19 protein-coding genes are annotated in these 19,692 nt (G+C 69.4%); 11 read left to right on the forward strand and 8 right to left on the reverse strand.

Translation table 11 applies throughout. The features are described from left to right. Nucleotides 1–3 precede the first annotated feature (3 nt). From MLE42_RS14525 to MLE42_RS14540, 4 genes are read right to left on the reverse strand one after another with little or no spacing between them, the layout of a single operon-like run. The gene (locus tag MLE42_RS14525; protein WP_243288596.1) at nt 4–1,650 is read right to left on the reverse strand and encodes an alkaline phosphatase family protein; all 1,647 of its coding nucleotides are present in this window, start codon (nt 1,648–1,650) and stop codon (nt 4–6) included. Continuing rightward, on the reverse strand, nt 1,650–2,294 hold the full coding sequence (locus MLE42_RS14530; RefSeq protein ID WP_243288597.1) for a hypothetical protein: 645 nt from the start codon (nt 2,292–2,294) through the stop codon (nt 1,650–1,652). Before MLE42_RS14530 ends, MLE42_RS14525 begins: the two co-directional genes overlap by 1 nt. Nucleotides 2,295–2,316: 22 nt before the next feature. Beyond that, nucleotides 2,317–2,853, reverse strand: coding sequence for an RNA 2',3'-cyclic phosphodiesterase (thpR, locus tag MLE42_RS14535; protein WP_243288598.1), 537 nt, complete (start codon nt 2,851–2,853; stop codon nt 2,317–2,319). After that, a complete protein-coding gene (locus MLE42_RS14540) occupies nt 2,835–3,386 on the reverse strand; it encodes a thioredoxin family protein (protein WP_243288599.1) in 552 nt (183 codons plus the stop codon). Before MLE42_RS14540 ends, thpR begins: the two co-directional genes overlap by 19 nt. Before the next feature lie 119 nt (nt 3,387–3,505). Between MLE42_RS14540 and MLE42_RS14545 the strand changes: the two genes are divergently transcribed. The 4 genes from MLE42_RS14545 to MLE42_RS14560 are packed head-to-tail and all read left to right on the forward strand — an operon-like array spanning nt 3,506 to nt 7,219. Further along, on the forward strand, nt 3,506–4,984 hold the full coding sequence (locus MLE42_RS14545; RefSeq protein ID WP_243288600.1) for a sigma-54 interaction domain-containing protein: 1,479 nt from the start codon (nt 3,506–3,508) through the stop codon (nt 4,982–4,984). A gap of 23 nt (nt 4,985–5,007) precedes the next feature. After that, a complete protein-coding gene (locus MLE42_RS14550) occupies nt 5,008–5,877 on the forward strand; it encodes a 50S ribosomal protein L11 methyltransferase (protein ID WP_243288601.1) in 870 nt (289 codons plus the stop codon). After that, complete coding sequence (gene murI, locus MLE42_RS14555; protein ID WP_243288602.1) at nt 5,874–6,665, forward strand: glutamate racemase; 792 nt, start codon at nt 5,874–5,876, stop codon at nt 6,663–6,665. Before MLE42_RS14550 ends, murI begins: the two co-directional genes overlap by 4 nt. 17 nt (nt 6,666–6,682) lie before the next feature. After that, nucleotides 6,683–7,219 carry a GNAT family N-acetyltransferase gene (locus tag MLE42_RS14560; RefSeq protein WP_243288603.1) on the forward strand — a complete coding sequence of 179 codons (537 nt, stop codon included), beginning with the start codon at nt 6,683–6,685 and terminating at the stop codon, nt 7,217–7,219. On the opposite strand, the gene MLE42_RS14565 is transcribed toward MLE42_RS14560, so the two are convergent. Both MLE42_RS14565 and MLE42_RS16225 read right to left on the reverse strand, forming a co-directional pair. Beyond that, nucleotides 7,216–8,844, reverse strand: a complete 1,629-nt coding sequence (locus tag MLE42_RS14565) for a sensor histidine kinase (RefSeq protein ID WP_243288639.1) — start codon at nt 8,842–8,844, stop codon at nt 7,216–7,218. The two genes, MLE42_RS14560 and MLE42_RS14565, sit on opposite strands and share 4 nt — an antisense overlap. Then, a complete protein-coding gene (locus MLE42_RS16225; protein WP_275975936.1) occupies nt 8,841–9,752 on the reverse strand; it encodes a CHAD domain-containing protein in 912 nt (303 codons plus the stop codon). The genes MLE42_RS14565 and MLE42_RS16225 overlap by 4 nt, the downstream gene beginning before the upstream one ends. A gap of 57 nt (nt 9,753–9,809) precedes the next feature. Here MLE42_RS16225 and uvrA point away from each other — a divergent pair, with 57 nt between their 5' ends. Both uvrA and MLE42_RS14580 read left to right on the forward strand, forming a co-directional pair. Continuing rightward, nucleotides 9,810–12,641 (forward strand): excinuclease ABC subunit UvrA, encoded by a 2,832-nt coding sequence (gene uvrA, locus MLE42_RS14575; protein ID WP_243288604.1) that lies wholly within the window; start codon nt 9,810–9,812, stop codon nt 12,639–12,641. A gap of 257 nt (nt 12,642–12,898) precedes the next feature. Then, nucleotides 12,899–15,031 (forward strand): Kelch repeat-containing protein, encoded by a 2,133-nt coding sequence (locus MLE42_RS14580; protein WP_243288605.1) that lies wholly within the window; start codon nt 12,899–12,901, stop codon nt 15,029–15,031. A 463-nt stretch (nt 15,032–15,494) separates the two neighbouring features. On the opposite strand, the gene MLE42_RS14585 is transcribed toward MLE42_RS14580, so the two are convergent. Together MLE42_RS14585 and MLE42_RS14590 are read right to left on the reverse strand one after the other, a co-directional pair. Next, the gene (locus MLE42_RS14585) at nt 15,495–15,656 is read right to left on the reverse strand and encodes a YjfB family protein (RefSeq protein WP_338029975.1); all 162 of its coding nucleotides are present in this window, start codon (nt 15,654–15,656) and stop codon (nt 15,495–15,497) included. A gap of 221 nt (nt 15,657–15,877) precedes the next feature. Then, entirely contained in the window at nt 15,878–16,822 is a 945-nt protein-coding gene (locus MLE42_RS14590; protein WP_243288607.1) for a ribonuclease D, read from the reverse strand. Nucleotides 16,823–16,880: 58 nt separating this feature from the next. Here MLE42_RS14590 and MLE42_RS14595 point away from each other — a divergent pair, with 58 nt between their 5' ends. The 5 genes from MLE42_RS14595 (at nt 16,881) to MLE42_RS16230 (ending at nt 19,688) form a co-directional block, all read left to right on the forward strand. Continuing rightward, the gene (locus MLE42_RS14595; RefSeq protein ID WP_243288608.1) at nt 16,881–17,150 is read left to right on the forward strand and encodes a TMEM165/GDT1 family protein; all 270 of its coding nucleotides are present in this window, start codon (nt 16,881–16,883) and stop codon (nt 17,148–17,150) included. Further along, on the forward strand, nt 17,147–17,545 hold the full coding sequence (locus tag MLE42_RS14600) for a thiol-disulfide oxidoreductase DCC family protein (RefSeq protein ID WP_243288609.1): 399 nt from the start codon (nt 17,147–17,149) through the stop codon (nt 17,543–17,545). Before MLE42_RS14595 ends, MLE42_RS14600 begins: the two co-directional genes overlap by 4 nt. 151 nt (nt 17,546–17,696) lie before the next feature. Beyond that, nucleotides 17,697–18,029: a hypothetical protein gene (locus MLE42_RS14605; protein ID WP_243288610.1), complete on the forward strand. Its 333-nt coding sequence runs from the start codon at nt 17,697–17,699 to the stop codon at nt 18,027–18,029. Between the two features lie 11 nt (nt 18,030–18,040). Beyond that, nucleotides 18,041–18,925 carry an MbnB/TglH/ChrH family RiPP precursor modification enzyme gene (locus MLE42_RS14610; protein WP_243288611.1) on the forward strand — a complete coding sequence of 295 codons (885 nt, stop codon included), beginning with the start codon at nt 18,041–18,043 and terminating at the stop codon, nt 18,923–18,925. Beyond that, on the forward strand, nt 18,918–19,688 hold the full coding sequence (locus MLE42_RS16230) for an HvfC/BufC family peptide modification chaperone (RefSeq protein ID WP_338029974.1): 771 nt from the start codon (nt 18,918–18,920) through the stop codon (nt 19,686–19,688). The genes MLE42_RS14610 and MLE42_RS16230 overlap by 8 nt, the downstream gene beginning before the upstream one ends. Nucleotides 19,689–19,692: the final 4 nt, after the last annotated feature.

The following is a 19,692-nucleotide window of genomic DNA, read 5'->3' on the forward strand; positions in this document are numbered from 1 at the left end:
ATCCTAGCGCTTCGGCAGCAGATCCAGCGCGCGCCCGTCCACGGGGCCGGGCCTCAGGCCCAGCTCCCGGGCGAGGGTGGGGGCGAGGTCCACGGTGCGGACGGGTTCGGGGCGCTCGCCGGCCTTCCAGGGGCCCCAGAAGATCAGCGGAACCCGCCGGTCATAGGCATAGGGGGTCCCATGGCCCGTGGGCCATTCCGTGGGGGGCACGCCGAAGACCGTCCAGGGCTTGAAGGCCACGAGCACATCGCCGCTGCGTCCGGCTGCGTAGCTGCGGCGCAGGAGGACGCGGAGGCTGGAGTCCCGGGGGCTGCCTGTGACGGCGGGGTCCGTGGCGGCCAGCTCCTCGGCGGTGAAGGCGTCGGCCACCTCGGGCCGGGCGCGCAGCCAGGCCTGGATCTTCGCGATCACGGCCTTCCGGTCCAGCCCGGCGGCCTTGAGGGCGGCCTCCCGCAGGTAGAGGTCGTTCGGTTCGGGCGAGTCCTCCACGAGGTCGGCGTCCACCCTGAAGGCGACCTTCAGGGCCTCCCGGAGCTCCTTCAGGAAGACGGGCACGTCGATGCGCCGGGCGGGGAACCCGTTGTCGGACAGGGCTTCGGGGATGTCCATGCCGCCGTGGTCGGCGCAGAGCACCACCCAGGCGCCGGGGTCGCGCCGCCGCACCGCCTCCAGCAGCCGGGCCAGGGTGCGGTCCAGCCGATGGACCTGGTCGCGCATCTCCGTGCCCAGGGTCCCGTAGCTGTGGCCGATGTAGTCCGTGGCCGAGAAGCTCACGGTCAGCAGGTCCGTGGCGGGGCCCCGGCCCAGGTGCTCCGCCTCCATCAGGGTCTCCGCGGCTTCCAGGGTGACCTCGTCGAGGAAGGGCGACTTGCGGAACCGGGCCTCGAAGCCCTTGTCGAGGGGCATGCCCGCGCCCTGGACGAGGCGGGGCAGGGCGCCATTGCGGATGACCTGGCCGGGGAAGGTCCAGGTGGCCACACGCCCTTCCGGGGTGGAGGGCGCCTTCGTCCACAGCCAGCTGCGGGTGGCGAAGCGATCCTTCAGGCCGGCGTCGAAGGTCATCATCCACGCGGGGAGCCGGTCGGCGTAGGCCGGCGAGGTGACGAAGCCGGCGGCTCCCGAGAACCAGTAGACGGCTGTGGGCCGGCGTCCCGCCATGAGGATGGCCGCGCGGTCCTTGCCCGACACGGAGAAGGCGCGGCTGCCGGGGGCCTGGGCCTGGAGCCAGTCGCCCAGCGTCTCGCCCAGGAAGCGGGCGTTGGTGGAGGTGGCGGGGGTGCCGCCGCCCTCCCCGTTTTCCACGCAGTAGACGAAGCGGCCGGACGCGCGCTCGAACCAGCGGTTCTCGATGATGCCCGTGTGCGCGGGGAACCGGCCCGACATCAGCACGGAGTGGCCCGGGCCGGTCTCGGTGAAGCCGTGGTCGTGGTAGGCCTCGGTGAAATAGGTGCCCTCGCGCATGAGGCGGGCCAGGCCGCCCGTCAGCTCGGGTCCGTAGGTCTGCATCAGCTCGGCGGAAAGCTGGTCCACAGAGATGGCCACCACCAAGCGGGGCCGCTCGGCGGCGGTGAGCGACAGAGCGAGGGTCGCGGCCAGGGCTGGGACGACGGCCGCACCCAGGATCCCGGCGAGATTGGGCAGGCGCCGCATCAGAAGGTCACCCCCACGCCGAAGGTCCACATCCGCTCGAACTCCTGGCCGCTGCCCTGGGCGGTGAAGTAGGCGCCCAGATCCGAGGCGCTGCCGAGCTGCACGGGGTGATCCTTGCTGACCGGCTGCTGATAGCTGGCGGCCAGATAGGGGTGGACCAGCACGCTGGGAATGCGCCAGCGGGCCCCCACCCGCAGCCAGGTGCGGCTCAGGTCCTTGGCGCTGGAGGCCCCCGCCGTGTCCACGGTGTAGCGCTGGAAGCGCTGGATGAGGCCGATCTCCCCGGCCAGGCCCACGAAGGGCACCCACACCTGGGCGTTGAGCCCCAGCCCCACGCCCTGCTGCTTCAGGGCGGTGCCCTGGGCGGTGGTGCCCGTGGCCAGGCTGCCGTCCGCCTTGAACTGCGAGTATTCCAGGCCGCCCTCCAGCTTCAGCAGGGGGCCCACCTGGAAGATCTGGTGGTTCACGGTGGCGATGAAGCCTTTGCCCGTGTCGAAGTCCCCTGCCACCAGCTGGCCCGTGCCCGAGATCAGGGTCTGGGGCAGGTTCTGGCCCGTGGGTCGCGGCAACTCCAGGCGCAGGTCCCACTGGGCGGAGAGGGGCAGGGCGGTGGCAAGCAGGGCGGGCAGGACGGCAAGGCGCATCGGGGCTCCGGAAAAACCTCGATCATACCGTCCGCAGATTCCAGGCCCGCAGGGGCGTGTAACTTCCCTGCGGGCCGCTCTCGAAGAGCACCAGCCGATCCGCCGTGAAGGTGGCGGGGGGCGGCGCGTCGAACGCTCCCAGGGGCTGGGGCCGCCGGAGCCGCGCCAGCGTGAGGTGGGCCCGGAAGGGCTTGGCGTCGAAGGCTTCGCCCGCCGCCGCCAGGGCCCCGCGCAGGTCCGCGGCCAGGGCCTCGAGGATGGGGCTGGGGGCCAGCGCCAGCCAGAGCACCCGCGCCCGCGGGCCTGTAGGGAAGGTGCCCAGCCCAGCCGTGGCCAGGGGGAAGGCCCGGTGGCAGCCGGCGACCCCGGCGCCCAGGGCTTGGAGGGCGGACAGGCCCTCCGGCGGGCGCTCGCCCAGGAAGGCCAGGGTCAGGTGCAGGCCTTCCGGCCGGGACCAGCGGTCGATCCCGGGGTGCGCCGCCTGCCAGCGCCCCAGGGATGCCTGCAGCGCCGACGGGAGCGGCAGCGCGAAGAAGAGCCTCAGCGATGATTCCGCCATTTGATGCTGCACCCCATGCTCGGATGCTGGACCTCCAGCGGCTCCTGGCCGGCCAGCACGCGGTCGATGGCGGCCTTCAGCTCCCGCCGGGTCACGTGGGCCGCATCCTTCCAGTTGTCGTCCAGGCGGCCCCGGTAGACCAGGTGGCGGTGCTGGTCATAGAGGAAGAAGTCCGGCGTGCAGACGGCGCCGAAGCTGCGCGCCACCACCTGTTCCTCGTCCCAGAGGTAGGGGAAGACGTAGCCCTTCGCGGCCGCCCGGGCCCGCATGGCCTCGAAGCTGTCCTCCGGGTAGGTCTCCGCGTCATTGGCATTGAGCCCCACCACCGCGCAGCGCCCCTGGTAGGCCTTCGCCAGCGCGTTGAGGCGATCGTCCACGGCCTGCACGTAGGGGCAGTGGTTGCACATGACCACCACCAGCAGGGCCGGGCAGTGGAAGTCGCGCAGGGACCAGAGCCGCCCGTCCACCCCCGGCAAGGTGAAGTCCGGACAAGTCGTGCCGAGCGGGACCATGGTGGATTCCGTCAGGGCCATGGGGACCTCCGGGGTGGCCCTTCCAATGTACGCCCAGGGGCAAGCAGACCATGCCGGGGTCATTTTTTTGACTTGACCCCCCTGCCCCTGCCTCTAGGCTGATTTCAACCAAGGAGCCCATGACCCAGCTGCCACGCCTTCACTGGTCCACCCTCGGGGACGACACCGGGGGGCTGGAGCATCGGTGGGCGGGGCTGTGGGATGTGACGGTGGATCGGGGGGCCTCGCCGGCCCTGCCGCCCAAGGACACGGACCTGTGGGTGATCAGCGCCAAGGGCGCCTGGCCGCCGCCGGAGATGAACCGCCTGATGGCCGAGGTGGCGGCCCTTCCCATCCTTCTCGGGTTGAAGGCGGATGCCCCGCCCATGGATTCCAAGGCCCTCTCCGAGTGGGGCGCCCTGGGCAGCGTGCGCTGGGGCGTGCTGGGGCCCGAGCCGCCCATGCCGGGGCTGCGGCCGCGCTCGGGCAACACCACCCAGCTCAGCGCCTCGCAGGCCCTGGCCTTCGGCCTCATCGGCACCAGCCCCGCCATGCAGGAGGTGCTGGCCCGGGCCCGCAGCGCCGCCGCCACGCGGGCCACGGTGCTGCTGCTGGGGGAGAGCGGCACGGGCAAGGAGGTCATCGCCCGGGCCATCCACCGTATGAGCGCCGATGCCGCGGAACCCTTCGTGGCCGTCCACTGCGGCGCCATCCCCGAGAACCTCCTGGAGTCGGAGCTCTTCGGCTACAACAAGGGCGCCTTCACGGACGCCCGCAAGGACACGCCGGGCAAGTTCCGCGAGGCCCAGGGCGGGACCATCTTCCTGGATGAAGTCGGGACCATGCCCCTGGCGGCCCAGGTGCGCCTCCTGCGGGTGCTCCAGGAGCGCGAGGTGCAGCCCCTGGGCGGCGGCGCCCCCGTGAAGGTGGACCTGCGGGTGGTGACCGCCTCCAACGTGGACCTGTGGAGCAAGGTGCAGGACGGCAGCTTCCGCGAGGACCTGTTCTACCGCCTGGAGGTGGTGCCCATCCTCATGCCGCCGCTGCGGACGAGGGTCGAGGAGATCCCCTTCCTGGCCCAGCACTTCCTCAACCGCAAGGCCCGCGAGCACCGCCTCTACCCCAAGGCCCTGCACCCCAGCGTGGATCCCCTGCTGATGTCCCTGCCCTGGCCCGGCAACGTGCGCCAGCTGGAGAACGCCATCGAGCGCGCCATCGTGCTCTCGGGCACGCGGCCCGTGCTCACGCGGGAGGACTTCACCTTCCTCGCGGAGCGGATGGGCCTGTCCTCGAATCGCCCAGGGGACCGCTCCGAAGCGCCGGCGCCGGCCCCGAACGTGGTGCCCGCGGCCTTCGTGCCCCCGGCCTTCGTACCTCCGGCCGCCGCCTCGTTCCCGCCCCCGGCGGCGGCCTTCGGGGTGGACCTCCCGCCCGAGGGCATGGACCTGAACCAGGTGGTGTCGGACATGGAGAAGACCCTCATGCTCCAGAGCCTCGCCATCACCCGGGGCAACAAGAAGCGCGCAGCCGACCTGCTGGGCCTGAAGCGCACGACCTTCCTGGAGAAGATGAAGCGCCTGGATCTGGAGGATGCGGACGGCGCCGAGGCGGAGGCCTGAGGCGCCCCTGTTAACCTGAGGGCATGACGGACGCGACGCATCTGAGGTGGAAGCTGGAGGTGCCCGACCCCCAGGAAGAGGCGCTCTGCGTCTGGCTGGAGGCTCGTGGATCCTCCGCCTTCTACCGTGAGGCCGACCCGCCCCGGGCCTGCTACGCCTATTTCCCGCCGGACCAGACGCCGCCGGATGCGGCGGGTCTGGCGGCCTTCCCCGGGGTGCGCCTCCTGGAGGCCGAGGCCTTCGGTGACGAGGACTGGCTGGCCAAGAGCCGGGAGGGCTTCGGCGCCTTCGAGGTGGGCAGGCGCTTCCACGTGCGGCCCCTCTGGGACGAGACGCCCGGACCGGCGGACCGCCTGGACCTGGTGGTGAACCCCGGCCTCGCCTTCGGCACCGGCGGGCACGAGACCACGCGCCTGTGCATGGAGCTGCTGGAGGAGCTGGCCGCCACGGGCCGCCTGAAGGGCCCCATGCTCGACATCGGCGCGGGCACGGGCATCCTCTCCCTGGCGGCCTTCCTGCTGGGCGGACGCGGCCTCACGGCCTTCGACATCGACCCCGACTGCGGGCCGGCCATGACCGAGCTGATGGAGCTGAACGCCCACCTGCTGAGGGGCGAGCGGCCCTACGAGAGCTTCGTGGGCACCCTGGACCATCCGAGGGTGAACGGCCCCTACGCGGGCCTGCTGGCCAACATCCTGCTGGAGACCATCCAGGAGCTGCTGCCCCGTATGGCGGAGGTGGCCGCCCCCGGCGGCTGGCTCGTGGCCAGCGGCATCCTGGCGGAGCGCACGGACGAGGCCCTGGTGAGCCTCGTCTCGCATGGGTTCAAGCCAGAGAAGGTGCTGAAGGAAGGCGAGTGGATCGCGGTGCTGGCGACGCGGGAACCCTCATGAGCCGCGCGGACCGCCCGATCGGCGTCTTCGACTCGGGCATCGGGGGCCTCACGGTCATCCATGCCCTCCGCCAGCTGGTGCCTCAGGAGGAGCTGATCTACCTGGGCGACACGGCGCGTCTGCCCTACGGCAGCAAGAGCCACCACACCATCGAGCGCTACACCCTCCAGATGGGCGAGCTGCTCCAGCGCCACGATCCCAAGCTCATCGTCATCGCCTGCAACACCGCCAGCGCCCATGGCCTGCCGGCCCTCCAGGCGGTGAGTCCCTGCCCGGTCATCGGCGTCATCGAGCCCGGCGCGGAGGCCGCGGCGGAGGCGCCCGGCGCCGTGGGCGTCATCGGCACCCTGGCCACCGTGGGCAGCGGCGCCTACGAAGCGGCCATCCTCCGCCGGGATCCCGCCAAGGTCATCCACAGCGTGGCCTGCCCCCTGCTGGTGCCCCTGGCGGAGGAGGGCTGGTTCGATGATCCCGTCACCGACAGCGTCTGCCGCCGCTACCTGGACCTGCTGCCCGCCGACGTGAAGACCGTGGTGCTGGGCTGCACCCACTACCCCACCCTGCTGCCCAGCCTGGAGCGCTGCCGCCCCGGCACCCGCTGGATCGACAGCGGCCGGGTCACCGCCAAGGTGGTGGACCGCCTGCTCCAGGGCAGCCTGGGCTACCGCACCCGGAGCGCCCGCGGCACCCTCCGCGTCCAGCTCACGGACGCCAGCAGCCGCCTGAAGGAGGTGGGGAGCCGCTTCCTGGAAGAGGCGCTGGGCGACGTGGAAGTGGTGGACATCTGACGGCGGGGAAGGCGGGGATGAACCAGGACCTGTGCATCCGTGAGCTCCGGGACGACGAGTCCGAACGGCTTGGCCGGCTGATGGTCGAGGTCTATTCGGGGCTCGCGGGATTTCCCACGCCGGAAGAGCAGCCCGGCTACTACGCGATGCTGGCCCGGATCGGAGCCTTCGCGGAGAAGAAGGACGCCAAGGTGCTCGTGGCCGTCTCGTCCTCGGGCGAGCTGATGGGCGGCGTCGTCTATTTCGGGGACATGGCCGAGTACGGCTCCGGCGGAGCCGCCACGGCGGTCACGAACGCCTCCGGCATCCGCCTGCTCGGCGTGGATCCGAGGTTCCGGGGCATGGGGATCGGTCGGGCCCTCACCCAGGCCTGCATCGGGTTGGCACGGGAGAGGGGGCACGCCCAGGTGGTCCTCCACACGACCGAGGCCATGGGGGTCGCGTGGGGGCTCTACGAGCGGATGGGATTCGAGCGCTCGCAGGATCTCGATTTCCTTCAGGGGGCCCTGCGGGTCTTCGGCTTCAGGCTCCGGCTGGAGGGCCGGAACGCTTAGGCCTGGGCCGTGGCTCCGGGCAGGGTGAACACCACACAGGTGCCCTTCCCCTCCACGCTGTCGATGCGGATGTCGCCGCCGTGGCCGCGGACGATCTCGCGGCAGATGCTGAGCCCCAGGCCCGTGCCCTTGCCTTCGGGTTTCGTGGTGAACATGGGGCGGAAGACCTGGCCCAGGAGCTCGGCGGGGATCCCCTGGCCCGTGTCCTGGAAGCGGATCTCCCACCACAGGCCGTTGGGCGTGCTCTCCTCGGCGGGCCTGGCGGACAGCCGGACCGAGCCGCCCCCGGGCATCGCGTCCACGGCGTTCTTCATGAGGTTCAGGAAGAGCTGCTCCATCTGCTTGCGGTCCACGTTCAGGCGGCAGCCGGCGGGCAGATCGATGTCCAGGGCGATGCCGTGCGAGGTGAGGGTGGGCGCCCACAGCTGGTGGAGGTCCTCCAGCAGGCCTTCGAAGGACTGGGCCTCCTGGTGCAGCTGGGGACGGCGGGTGAGATCCAGCATGCGGCGGACGATGCCGCTCACGCGCTGGATCTGGGCCTGGATGACGCCCAGGCGCTCGCGCACCTTGTCGGGCAGGTCCTTCTGGCCCTCCATGAGCTGGAGGTGGCCGTTCACCAGGTTGAGCGGGGTGCCCACCTCGTGGGCGAAGGTGGCCGCCAGCTGGCCCGCCACCGCCAGGCGCTCCTGGCCGCCCAGCTCCTCGCGCAGGAGGGCGTTGCGCTCGGCCATGGCGGCGAGCTCGACGTTCTTGGCCTGGAGCTCCGACAGGGCGGCGTCGATGCGGTCCTGGAGGTTGGCGTTGAGGCCGCGGATCTCGCGGATGAGGGATTCGCGTTCCTCGCCGGCTCGCTGGAGCTGGACCGCCATGCCGTTGAACTGCGCCGCGATCAGGCCCAGCTCGTCGCTGCGCCGGATGGGGATGCGGGCCCCGGCCTCGCCCCGCTCCAGCTGCTCCATGGCCAGGACGGTGGCCTCGATGGGATCGCTGATGAGCACGCGCAGGATGAGCCAGAGGAGGATGAATTCGCCGAGCAGGACCCCCGGCAGGGTGCGGTAGGTCCGCTTGAGGTTGTTGTCCCAGACCACCTCCCAGCGCTCCAGGTCGCAGTAGACCCGGATGAGCCCGAGGGGCGCCTGGCCCGGCTTGTGGGACCGGATGGGCTGGTAGACCTTCCACGCGCGGCCGCCGGTGTTCAGGTCCACCAGCTCCGCCTGGGGCTTGGTGAGCGTCAGGTAGGAGCCGATCTCCGGCCCCCATTCCACGGTCGCTTCGTCCCCGGAGGAGCGCACCAGCTCCACCTCGTTGCTCTTGCCCACGCGCTTGAAGACGTCGATCTGGAAGATGCTGCGGTCGGGGCCGGCGATGCTCTCCAGCAGCTGATCGAGCTTGTCGGCATCCCGGAAGGCGGGATCCCGCTCCACCACATCCGTCTCCACCGTGCCCGCGGTGTCGATGGTGAGCTGGCGGGAATAGCTCTCCAGCTCGCGGCGGCTGTTGCGGGTGATGGAGTAGGCCACGGCCACGGTGAGCACACTGGTGACGAGGCCCAGCAGCAGGAACAGCTTGGCGTGCACGCTGCGCAGCCAGGCCAGGGGGCGGATCCGCACGCGCCAGAAGCTCATGGGTGCGTTCCCTCCGGCCCAGGCAGGCCCAGGGCCGGGCGCACGGCCCCGGCGAAGGCGGCGGGGCCCTGGCCGCGGGCGAAGGCGTTGAAGCGGTCGAAGGCGGCCCCCCGCAGGCGGCCGGTCTCCTCCAGCAGGGCCCGCACGCCCCCCGCCAGGAGGAGGCGTCCCCGGGCGTGGAGCTGTTCCTCCTCCGCCCCCAGCAGGGTCTCCAGGGCCGCGAGGTCGTGGTACTCCCCCAGGATGGTCTGGAGCGCCCGCAGGTCCTTGAGCACGGGTTCGGGCAGGGCCGAGAAGGCCCCCTCCAGGGCCTCCACGGTGTAGCGCAGCTTCTTGATGCGGATGCGGGCCTTGTGGAGGGCGGGGGCGTCCTCGCGGGCGGCCAGGGCCGCCAGATCTCCGAGGGCAGTGTCGGCACGGGGCGCGAGGCAGGCCCAGGCGGCCTCCTGCAGGGAGGCGCGCTGGAAGGGGGACGGAAGGCTCGGCACCTCCAGCAGCCGGTCCAGCTCCGGCAGGCGCAGGTCCTCCAGCTCCTGGTGCATGGTCCGGCGGGCCCGGGTCCGGGCCCGGTCGACCCGCTCCTGCAGATGTTCGATCACCGCGCCCTGGGCGGGATCCGAGGCGGTGTGCCGACGCGTCTCCAGCCAGGCGGCGTGGACATCCAGTTCCCGGGGGAGGCCCAGGGTGTCCACGAGCCGTTTCAGGGCCCGCCGCTGCCGCTTGTGGCTGGGATAGGCCTCGGGATCCAGCAGGTCCAGCACGGCGCCCAGGCGCCGGGTCGCCACGCGCACCTGGTGCAGGGGCTCCTCCTCCGAGGCCCACCCCTCGACCGCCAGGAGCGCCTGGAGCGCCGCCAGCCGAACCTCCAGGGCGCGGTGGAGCAGGATCGCCAGCTCGGCCGGATGCATCCCATGATTCTAGGCGCATTCTGCGGAAGCGAAAAATTGACGTAAACTGAGAGGTCTATGGAACACATTCACATCAAGGGCGCGCGCGAACACAACCTCAAGAACCTGGACCTCTCGCTGCCGCGCAACCAGCTGGTGGTGATCACGGGCCTATCGGGCTCGGGCAAGTCCAGCCTGGCCTTCGACACGCTGTACGCCGAGGGCCAGCGGCGCTACGTGGAGAGCCTCTCGGCCTACGCCCGGCAGTTCCTCGACCAGATGGAGAAGCCCGATGTGGACAGCATCGAGGGGCTCTCCCCGGCCATCTCCATCGAGCAGAAGACCACCAGCAAGAACCCCCGCTCCACCGTGGCCACGGTCACGGAGATCTACGACTACCTGCGCCTGCTCTTCGCCCGCACGGGCCGGCCCACCTGCGTGGCCTGCGGCGAGCCCATCGCTAGCCAGACCATCCAGGAGATGGCGGACCAGATCCTGGCGAAGCCCGAGGGGACGAAGCTGCAGATCCTGGCCCCCGTGGTGCGGGGCCGCAAGGGCGAGTACAAGAAGCTGCTCCAGGACCTCATGAAGCGGGGCTACATCCGGGCCCGCGTCAACGGCCAGATGCTGGATCTCACCGAGGGCATCCCCGACCTGGACAAGCAGAAGAAGCACACCCTCGAGGTGGTCATCGACCGCCTGAAGGTGAGCCCCGCCATCCAGTCGCGGCTGGCGGACAGCCTGGAGATCGCGTGCAACCTCGCCGAGGGCTCCGCCCTGGTGGACCTCGACGGCAGCGAGCGGCTGTTCTCTTCCAAGCTGGCCTGCAACAACGCCAAGTGCGCGAAGTTCGGGCTGGGGCTCCCGGACCTGGAGCCGCGCTCCTTCTCCTTCAACACGCCCTACGGCGCCTGCCCCACCTGCGACGGCCTGGGCTTCAAGCGCCAGTTCGCGGAGGAGCTGATCGTCCCCAACCCGGCCCTCTCCATCAACGAGGGCGCCATCCAGGCCAGCGGCTGGAAGAGCGTGAGCGACGATGGCTGGCGCTCCCAGATGCTGGACCAGCTGGCCCGGAAACTGAAGTTCAGCCTCGACACCCCGTGGAAGAAGCTGCCCGCGGACATCCGCCGCCTGCTCCTCCACGGCACCGAGAAGGAGATGCGGTTCACCTACGAGGGCAAGAAGAGCCGCTACGACTTCGTCCACCACTTCGAAGGGATCATCGGCAACCTGGAACGCCGCTACCGGGAGACCACCAGCGAGGAGATCCAGGCCGAGCTCGAGGAATCCATGCAGGTCATCCCCTGCGAGGCCTGCGAGGGGCAGCGCCTCCGGCCGGAGGTGCTGGCGGTCTACGTGAGCGGCCTCAACATCGCCCAAGTGGTGACGCAGAGCGTGCGCGAGGCCCGGACCTGGTTCGCCGACCTGGCCCTGGAGGGCAAGGACGCCGTCATCGCCGAGAAGGTGCTGAAGGAGATCCGCGAGCGCCTGGGGTTCCTGGACGACGTGGGCCTGGGCTACCTCACCCTGGACCGCAGTGCGGCCACGCTCTCCGGCGGCGAGGGCCAGCGCATCCGCCTGGCCACGCAGATCGGCAGCAAGCTCCAGGGCGTGCTCTACGTGCTGGACGAGCCCAGCATCGGCCTCCACCAGCGGGACAACCTGCAGCTCATCCGCACCCTCAAGGAGATGCGAGACCTGGGCAACACGGTGCTCGTGGTGGAGCACGACCTGGAGACCATCCTCGCAGCGGACCACGTCGTGGACATGGGTCCCGGCGCCGGCGAGCACGGGGGCCTCGTGGTGGCCCAGGGCACGCCGGACGACATCAGCCGCACGCCGGGCTCCATCACGGGCGACTTCCTGTCGGGCCGCGACGCCATCCCCGTGCCCCGCACCCGGCGCAAAGCCAAGCGCGGCCAGCTCTCCGTGGTGGGTGCCGAAGAGAACAACCTCAAGCAGGTGGACGCGGACTTCCCCATCGGCCTCTTCACCTGCGTCACAGGCGTCTCCGGATCGGGCAAGAGCACGTTGGTGAACGAGATCCTCTACAAGGCCCTGGCCAACCAGCTGCACCAGGGCGTCCACATCGTCGGCAAGCACAAGGCCATCAAGGGCCTCGAGGCGGTGGACAAGGTCATCGACATCGACCAGGCCCCCATCGGCCGCACGCCCCGGAGCAACCCCGCCACCTACACGGGCCTCTTCACGCCGCTGCGCGAGCTGTTCTCGCAGCTGCCTGAGAGCAAGGCCCGGGGCTACGCGCCCGGCCGCTACAGCTTCAACGTGAAGGGCGGCCGCTGCGAGAAGTGCGAGGGCGCCGGCGTCCTCAAGATCGAGATGCACTTCCTCCCCGACGTCTACGTCACCTGCGAGCAGTGCAAGGGCAAGCGCTACAACCGCGAAACCCTGGAGATCCACTACAAGGGCAAGAGCATCTCCGAGGTGCTGGACATGACCGTGGAGGAGGCGCTGGAGCTGTTCGCGCCCATCCCCGTGCTGGCCAACAAGCTGCAGACCCTCGTGGACGTGGGCCTGGGCTACGTGCGCCTGGGCCAGAGCGCCACAACATTATCGGGCGGCGAGGCCCAGCGCGTGAAGCTGGCCAAGGAACTGAGCAAGCGCCCCACGGGCCGGACGGTCTACATCCTGGACGAGCCCACCACGGGCCTGCACCTCAAGGACATCCAGAAGCTGCTGGAGGTGGTGAACCGCCTGGTGGAGACGGGCAACACGGTGATCGTCATCGAGCACAACCTCGACGTGATCAAGACCGCCGACTGGATCCTCGACCTCGGTCCCGAAGGCGGCGCCGAAGGCGGCCGCGTCATTGCCGTGGGCACGCCCGAGGACATCGCCAAGAAGAAGGCCAGCGTGACGGGACGGTACCTGGCGCCCTACCTGAAATGAGCGGCCCCCTCGCGCGCCGCGGTATGCGGAATGAGCGCACCGGCCTGTTCAGGTGCATGTTCTAAGTGTCCATGGTGGACGGCCATTCCGGTCGAGGCGTCCCCATCGGTCCAAGGGGCCAACCAGGGTTCGCGGATTTCAGAACCTTCCCAAGAGGGTGGATGGGGAGCGTCCGACGCCATGTTCGGGTTCATCGAAAACCACTTCAGCGTCATCATCAAGGGCATTACCATCAGCCAAAGTTTCGAGGTTCTGCAATGAAGGAATGCCTCTGGATTTTTCGACCGGTCCTTGTGGTCCTCATGTGCGTCGCCTGTGGCGGAGGTGGAAAAGGAGGCTCCTCAACCCCGCCTATCGCCATCGCGGTGTCGATCAATCCGACGGCCATTTCGTTGGAGGTCGCCCAAACCCAGACCTTCACCGCTCAGGTCAACGGCCGAACGGATGAGAACATCCGCTGGAGTTGCACGGGTGGAACCCTGAGTGCATCCAACGGGTCGAGCACCACCTTTACAGCTGGGTCTCTGGAGGGTGGCTATACCGTCACCGCGGCCAGCGGGGCAGATGCCTCCAAGACGGCCACTGCCGCTGTGACCATCCGAAACCCAACACCAGCGGTGATACTGACCCAATCGACCTTCCGGTTGCTCGTTACGGAATCACTCGTGTTCATGGAAGGTTGGTACACGACCACGGGCCTTCCTTCCAATGCCGTGACCCTGACCGTTCTGGAAGGTCCTGCGGGCGGGGCCGTCGGCCTGGGGCCGCTCTACTCCTACACGCCTCCACAGACGCCCGGGACTTACCACATCCGTGTCTCCAGCGTGGATGTCCCGTCGGTTCATGCAGACATGACGATCCACGTGGTCGAGCAGAAGGTCCAGGTGCTCCCAGATGTGGTTCGGTCCGTGGTCCTGGGCGAGACCGTGCAGTTGACGGCCACGGTGTTGAACGCGGCAGACAAGCGGGTGACCTGGAGCCTTCTCTCGCCCGGTTCGCCTGCTGAGGTCGGGACCCTCACGAGCGAAGGCCTCTACACGGCCCCCATGAAGACGAATTTCGAGGTCGAGGTTTACGCCCGCAGCGTCGAGGACCCCCTGCAGGGAAACCCCCTCTCCCTGCGCATCGGGCAGATGAAGCCGCTTCCCGCCGTCCTCACCATTGGTGCAGGCTCAACTCACCAGATGAGTTACACCTGGATGGGGCCTTCGATTCCAGGCGTGATGTGGTTCGTGGGCACTCATGAAGAGGATGCCGCCGGTTTCCCGATCAACGGCACGATCTCGCCAGGAAGCGGCCTGTATGTTGCGCCCGAAGCCGCCTGCGAGACGACCATCGGGGTATCCATCGGTTCTTCTTATTCCACGAATTGGTGGGAGGTGGGCTGGGCCCCCGTGCATGTCACCGGCAACGGCCCCTTCGTCCATTGGTCAGACACCAATGGCTCGCGCAGATACGGGGATTCCCTGGTCCTTCAGAGTGGCGAAATCCTTCTGAACCAGTCGGACCTTGGTCCCTACCTGGCAAAGGTGAATCCAATAACGGGGCAGGTCCAGGAGGCGGGAAGGACCCTCCGGGTGAGGGGGGGAGCGGGCACCTGCCTTCTGGGGGATGGGAAGGTTCTATTCGTCGGAGGCGGTGCGGACGAGACCGCGGTGACCGCCGAGGTCTACGATCCGGCCACCGAAACTTCGGTCATGGTCGGAAACATCCAGGATATTCGCCGACATCCCACAGCCACCAAGCTGCCCAACGGGAAGGTCCTGGTCTATGGCGGCGTCAACGAGATGAATCTGGGCATCAACCGGGCCGAGATGTTCGACCCCGCCACCGGTCTGTTCACGGCCATGAATGTGCCCATCGGCTTCGATCGGTGCACCGCCACGGAACTGCTCGATGGCAGGATCCTGTTCGTGGGTTACGAAAAGACGATAATCGGGACCTATCACGAAGCCTGGCTGTTCGATCCTGTCACATCCACCTTTGTGCGAACGGGTGATCCTGTGGACCAGCGCGAAACCCACACGGCGACCCGCCTGGGCAGCGGGAAGGTCCTGATCACCGGAGGAACCTTCGACGGGAGCAATACCGCTGAAATCTACGACCCGGCCAGTGGCACCTTCTCCCCGACCGCCAACTTCATGAAATATACGAGACGGGAGTCCGCCGCCATCGCGCTGGACGATCACCGGATCCTGATCCTTGGAGGGGGAGCCCTGAATGTCAGCGGTGCCTGCGAGATCTACGATGATCGAGTGGATGCCTTCACCTTCGCCGGCAGCCTTACCTCTGCAAGAAGGTTCTTCAAACCCCACCGCCTGGGCGATGGCAGCATCGTGGTGGCGGGGGGGGACTCCATGACCATCGAACGGTGGGCTGCGCCGAACTGAGATCTTCAGCTGCCGTTGATCGGGCGCCATCGGTTCTGTGATTTCCACCATCTAAAATCATCCGGCCATTTCTCCTGGGCATGGCGGTGACGGTCTCCTCGTACATCAAGCCGATCCCTCCGTGGGATCCGCCTCAATCAAGCCGAGGAGGAGTCACGGGGAAGCGCCGTTCCGGCGTGGAGCGGATCATCCCCGCCGAAGGGGCACGAGGTGGGGACGAGGCGGACATCTACCGGCGGCTGGGGGGAACGTCATCCTGGCCCGCAAGGATCGGCTCTTCGCTGGGTCGATGAGACAGCCCGCCGCCAATGGCGTCAAAAATGGGCCCCTGGTTTTCCGGCTCGAATCCCAAGAAGGTCGAGATCTCACCCCCCGGGTCGCAACTGGGGGCGGAAAGGTTGGGGTCCCCCTAAACGCCAGGGCCCCCTTGCGGGGGCCTCCCAGGGATTCCGCGGGGTGGCCCTCAGGCGCGGAGGTGCACCCACTGCCCCACGCCGCCGGTCTGGGCCACCATCTCGGCCAAGCCCGCGCCCTCCTCGGCGCTGATGTCCAGGGCCTTCTTGAACACGCGGGTCGCTGCCTCGGTCTGCACCTTGGCCTGGTTCTGCGCGACGGCGGCGGGGATCCTCCGGGATCACGACCCGGGTCAGGATCATCGCGTCCGAGGGGCACGGCATGGCCCTCCTTGATGCCCACGGAGTCCAGGCCGGTGAAGGAGATCTCGGGGCGTCCACCCCCTGGACGAACTTCAGCGGGTAGCCGTCCCGGGGTTCGAAGCGCCGGAAGGAGCTCAGCTGGGGAAGCCCGGCAGGCCCTTCGGGAATGCCAGGAGGATGCCTTCGTCGGTCATGGACGCCCGGAGTTGTTCCAGATCAGTCCATCGGAAGAATCTACCTCCCCCGGGGTTTCGTGCGCGCCCTCCCGGAACACCTCCCAGAGGGCGTCCAGCCGCTTGCGGCGGAAGCGGGGGTTGGGGATGGTACGCTCCAGGGCCTCCTTGGTGGCGGGTGGATGCTCCAGGCGGGCCATGAGCCAGCGGTTGCCCAGCTCCATCACGGCGCCCACATCGCCTTCATTGCCCCAGGCCCAGCGCAGGGCCGTGAGCTTCCGGGCGCGCTCCACCGCCAGGTCCCCCAGGTGCCGGACCTTGTCCACCACCGGATCGTGCTTGGGGGGGACGTAGGCACGCACCCGCTTCAGCAGGTGGCGCATCTCCTTGGGCAGGGCGGCCAGACGCGGCCCGATCTCCGGGTGGTCCCGCTTCGCGTCGGCCTCGTCGGCCAGGATGCGCAGCAGGGGCAGCAGCAGGGCCGCGTCGCGGCTGGCGTAACTGATCTGGGTATCGCGCAGGGGACGCAGCATCCAGTTGGAGTCCTGCTCCTCCTTGGGGATGTCGAGGCCCAGCTTGAGCTTGGCCATGGTCTTGAGGCCGGGCTGGGGATAGCCCAGGGCGCGGGAGAGCAGCATGGTGTCGAAGATGCTGTCGGGCACCACGTCGTAGAGGCGCTTGAACACGATGCCGTCGCCGGAGAAGTCGTGGACGATCCAGGGCACCTGGGCCATGGCGAGCAGGGCCGGCCGCATGAGGCCGTCGAGGGGGATCGGATCCACCAGCCAGGCCTGGTCGTGGGTGGCCACCTGCAGCAGCGCGAGCAGGCAGTGGTGCATGCCCGTGAGGCTGCACTCGATGTCCACCGACAGCACACCCGCGGCATGCCACAGGGGCAGCGCCTCCTGCAGCTTCTCGGGCGTGTCCACGTAGGTCGTGGGAAGGTCGAAGTGGTCGAGCACCATCGGATCAGTATGGCAGTCCGGTACCATGATCCTTCGTCACGATCTGCGAGGCCTCATGAACCGCTCCCTCTTCTGGACCACCTTCGCCACCGTCTTCCTCGCCGAGGTGGGCGACAAGACGCAGCTCGCGGCCATGACGGCGACGGTGCGCAGCGGGCAGATCTGGACCGTGTTCCTGGCCGCCAGCGCGGCCCTCGTGTGCGCCACGGCCATCGGTGTGGCCGTGGGCGGCGTGCTGTTCAAGTACATCCCCGAGGCGGCCATCAAGTGGGTGGCGGGGGTGGCCTTCATCGCGGTGGGCCTGTGGGTGCTGATCAAGGGTTGAACCCGGGCCCGGAGCCGACCCGCGTCTTCTACGACGGCGGCTGCGGCCTCTGCCATGGGGCGGTGCGCTTCGCGGCCCGGCGCGACACCCTCAGACGCCTGCGCTTCGCCCCTCTGGACGGTCCCACCTTCCGGCGGACCGTGCCCGCAGAGGCACGTCGGGACCTGCCGGACAGCCTGGTGGTCCTCACGGCCGAGGGCGCGGTGCTGTCTCGCTCGGAGGCCATCCTCCACCTGCTGGGGCGGCTGGGATCGCCCTGGCCCGCGGTGGTTGTCGCCCTGGCCTGGGTGCCCGTCCCGCTTCGGGATGGGGTCTACCGCCTGGTGGCCCGCCTCCGGCGGCGCCGGGAGGCCTGTGCCCTCATCGCGCCCGGGGACGGGCGGTTCGAGCCATAGAAATTTAAAAGTGTCACAAAGCACCCCGGACGGGCACTCCAAAGGCTGACGACAGCACCACAGTCCCGATCCCCCAAGCCGGGGGGCGGACTTCGTCCCACCAGCGGGGCCGCATCGGCCCCAGGCGCGGCCCTGGCCGCAAGGAGGATCCATGATCACCAAACTCATCGGGGCGGCCACCCTGTTCGCAGCCGGCTCCCTGGTCGCCGGTGCGCCGGCCACCCTGGGCGCCGCGTCCGTCGAACCCTTCGGCGCGGACGCCGCCCTCAGCACCGCCGCCGGTTGCGGCGCCAAGGACGCCAAGGAGGAAGGCAAGACTCCCGCCAAGGCCAAGGACGCGAAGGCCAAGGACGGCTCCTGTGGCAAGGGCTCCTGCGGCAGCAAGGATGCCAAGGCGAAGAAGGGGGCCAAGGACGGCTCCTGCGGCAAGGGCACCTGCGGCAGCAAGGATTCCAAGAAGGACGCTCCCGCGGACAAGAAATAGCGGAGCGACGCATGGCTCAGGGCAGATCTCCCGGATCCTTCCAGGGCGTGGGTCTCGGCCTCCGGCGCGCCCACCTCGACGAGGTGGCGGCCCGGGAGGACCACGGCGTCCCCTTCTGGGAGACCTGCCCGGAGAACCTGATCGGGGACGGCGGCCGCCACCACCGGCTGGCGTGCGCCATCCTCGACCGGGACCCGGTCCTCACCCACGGCCTGGCCATCTCCCTGGGCGGTTTCGACCCCTGGGACGGGGACTACCTGCGTGAGCTGGACCGCTTCCTGGTCCGCACGGGCACACCCTGGCACTCCGAGCACCTCTGCTTCACGGGCGTGGACGGCAGCTGCCTCCACGAGCTGCTGCCGCTGCCCTTCACCCGCGCGGCGGCCCGGCACACCATCGCCCGGGCCAAGGACCTCCAGGCCCGGCTGTCCGTGCCGCTCCTGCTGGAGAACATCACGTACTACGCCCACCTCGGCGAGCGCGAGATGGATGAGGCGGCCTTCATCTCCGAAGTGCTGGAAGGGGCCGATGTGGGCTGGCTGCTGGACGTGAACAACGTCTACGTGAACGCCCTCAACTTCGGCTTCGATCCCAAGGCCTGGCTCGCCCGCATGCCCTTGGACCGCGTGGCCCAGATCCATATCGCCGGCCACAAGAAGTTCGGCTCCATCACCGTGGACACCCATGGCGCGGACGTGATCGCCCCCGTCATCGAGCTCATGCAGTGGACGCTCGCGCGCCTCGGGCGGCCTGTGCCCGTCCTGCTGGAGCGGGACAACCACATCCCCGACTTCGGGGATCTCCTGGCGGAGCGGGTCCGGATCCAGGCCGCCTACGATGCGGCGCTGAGCCCGGCAGAGGCGGAAGCCGCGCCGGCGGAGGCCGTCCGTGCCTGAGTCCCGCACCTTCCGCCTCCAGCGGGCCATGGCCTCCCTGATCCTGGACGACGAGCCGGAGGATTTCGGCGCGCCGGCGGAACGCCTGGGGCTCCCGGCGAGCGACCAGCAGGCCTTCCGCGATCAGCCCGAAGCCATGGACCTCTACCGGGAGCTGGCCCGCCTCAGCCTCGTCGAGCCCCTGGAGACCACCTTCCCGGTGCTGAAGGCCCTGCTCGAGGATGCCGGCGCCTGGGAAAGCTGCGTCCAGGCCTTCCTGTCGGCCCGGCGGGTGCGGAGCACCCACTACCGCGACCTCGCCCCCAGCTTCCTGGGCTGGCTGGCCGACACGGGCTGGGGCCAGGAGCGCTGGCCCTTTCTCCTGGAGCTGGCCCATGCGGAGCTCCTGGAGGTGCTGGTGGCCCGCTTCCCGGAGGGCGATCCGGCCCAGGATCTCCATGACGAGCCGGGCCCGGAGGATGTCGTGTGGTTCGATCCTGGAACGCAGGTGGTGGCCTACGCCCACGCGGTGCATCGGGCCACCGAGGCGGCTCCCGTGCCTGAAGCGCGGCCCACCCACCTCCTGGCGTTCCGAGACGCAGAAGGCGAGGCTCGCGTCCTGGAGCTCACGGCGGCCACCGCGGCCCTGCTCGTCCAGGCCCGCACGCGCCCATTGGCCGAATCCGCGGCGGCCCTGGGCTTCGCCGATCCGGCCCCGGCGCTCGCCCTCCTCCGGGATCTGCGCGAACAGGGCGCCGTCCTGGGCTTCCGCTCGCCCCACTGACTTC

This window comes from Geothrix terrae, from assembly GCF_022808775.1.
GTDB classification, from domain to species: Bacteria; Acidobacteriota; Holophagae; order Holophagales; family Holophagaceae; genus Geothrix; species Geothrix terrae.

Bases quoted from the DNA above. Each gene is read 5' to 3' on its own strand.
- MLE42_RS14525 (WP_243288596.1), bottom strand. From the start codon at position 1,650: ATGCGGCGCCTGCCCAATCTCGCCGGGATCCTGGGTGCGGCCGTCGTC.
- MLE42_RS14530 (WP_243288597.1), bottom strand. From the start codon at position 2,294: ATGCGCCTTGCCGTCCTGCCCGCCCTGCTTGCCACCGCCCTGCCCCTC.
- thpR (WP_243288598.1), bottom strand. From the start codon at position 2,853: ATGGCGGAATCATCGCTGAGGCTCTTCTTCGCGCTGCCGCTCCCGTCG.
- MLE42_RS14540 (WP_243288599.1), bottom strand. From the start codon at position 3,386: ATGGCCCTGACGGAATCCACCATGGTCCCGCTCGGCACGACTTGTCCG.
- MLE42_RS14545 (WP_243288600.1), top strand. From the start codon at position 3,506: ATGACCCAGCTGCCACGCCTTCACTGGTCCACCCTCGGGGACGACACC.
- MLE42_RS14550 (WP_243288601.1), top strand. From the start codon at position 5,008: ATGACGGACGCGACGCATCTGAGGTGGAAGCTGGAGGTGCCCGACCCC.
- murI (WP_243288602.1), top strand. From the start codon at position 5,874: ATGAGCCGCGCGGACCGCCCGATCGGCGTCTTCGACTCGGGCATCGGG.
- MLE42_RS14560 (WP_243288603.1), top strand. From the start codon at position 6,683: ATGAACCAGGACCTGTGCATCCGTGAGCTCCGGGACGACGAGTCCGAA.
- MLE42_RS14565 (WP_243288639.1), bottom strand. From the start codon at position 8,844: ATGAGCTTCTGGCGCGTGCGGATCCGCCCCCTGGCCTGGCTGCGCAGC.
- MLE42_RS16225 (WP_275975936.1), bottom strand. From the start codon at position 9,752: ATGCATCCGGCCGAGCTGGCGATCCTGCTCCACCGCGCCCTGGAGGTT.
- uvrA (WP_243288604.1), top strand. From the start codon at position 9,810: ATGGAACACATTCACATCAAGGGCGCGCGCGAACACAACCTCAAGAAC.
- MLE42_RS14580 (WP_243288605.1), top strand. From the start codon at position 12,899: ATGAAGGAATGCCTCTGGATTTTTCGACCGGTCCTTGTGGTCCTCATG.
- MLE42_RS14595 (WP_243288608.1), top strand. From the start codon at position 16,881: ATGAACCGCTCCCTCTTCTGGACCACCTTCGCCACCGTCTTCCTCGCC.
- MLE42_RS14605 (WP_243288610.1), top strand. From the start codon at position 17,697: ATGATCACCAAACTCATCGGGGCGGCCACCCTGTTCGCAGCCGGCTCC.
- MLE42_RS14610 (WP_243288611.1), top strand. From the start codon at position 18,041: ATGGCTCAGGGCAGATCTCCCGGATCCTTCCAGGGCGTGGGTCTCGGC.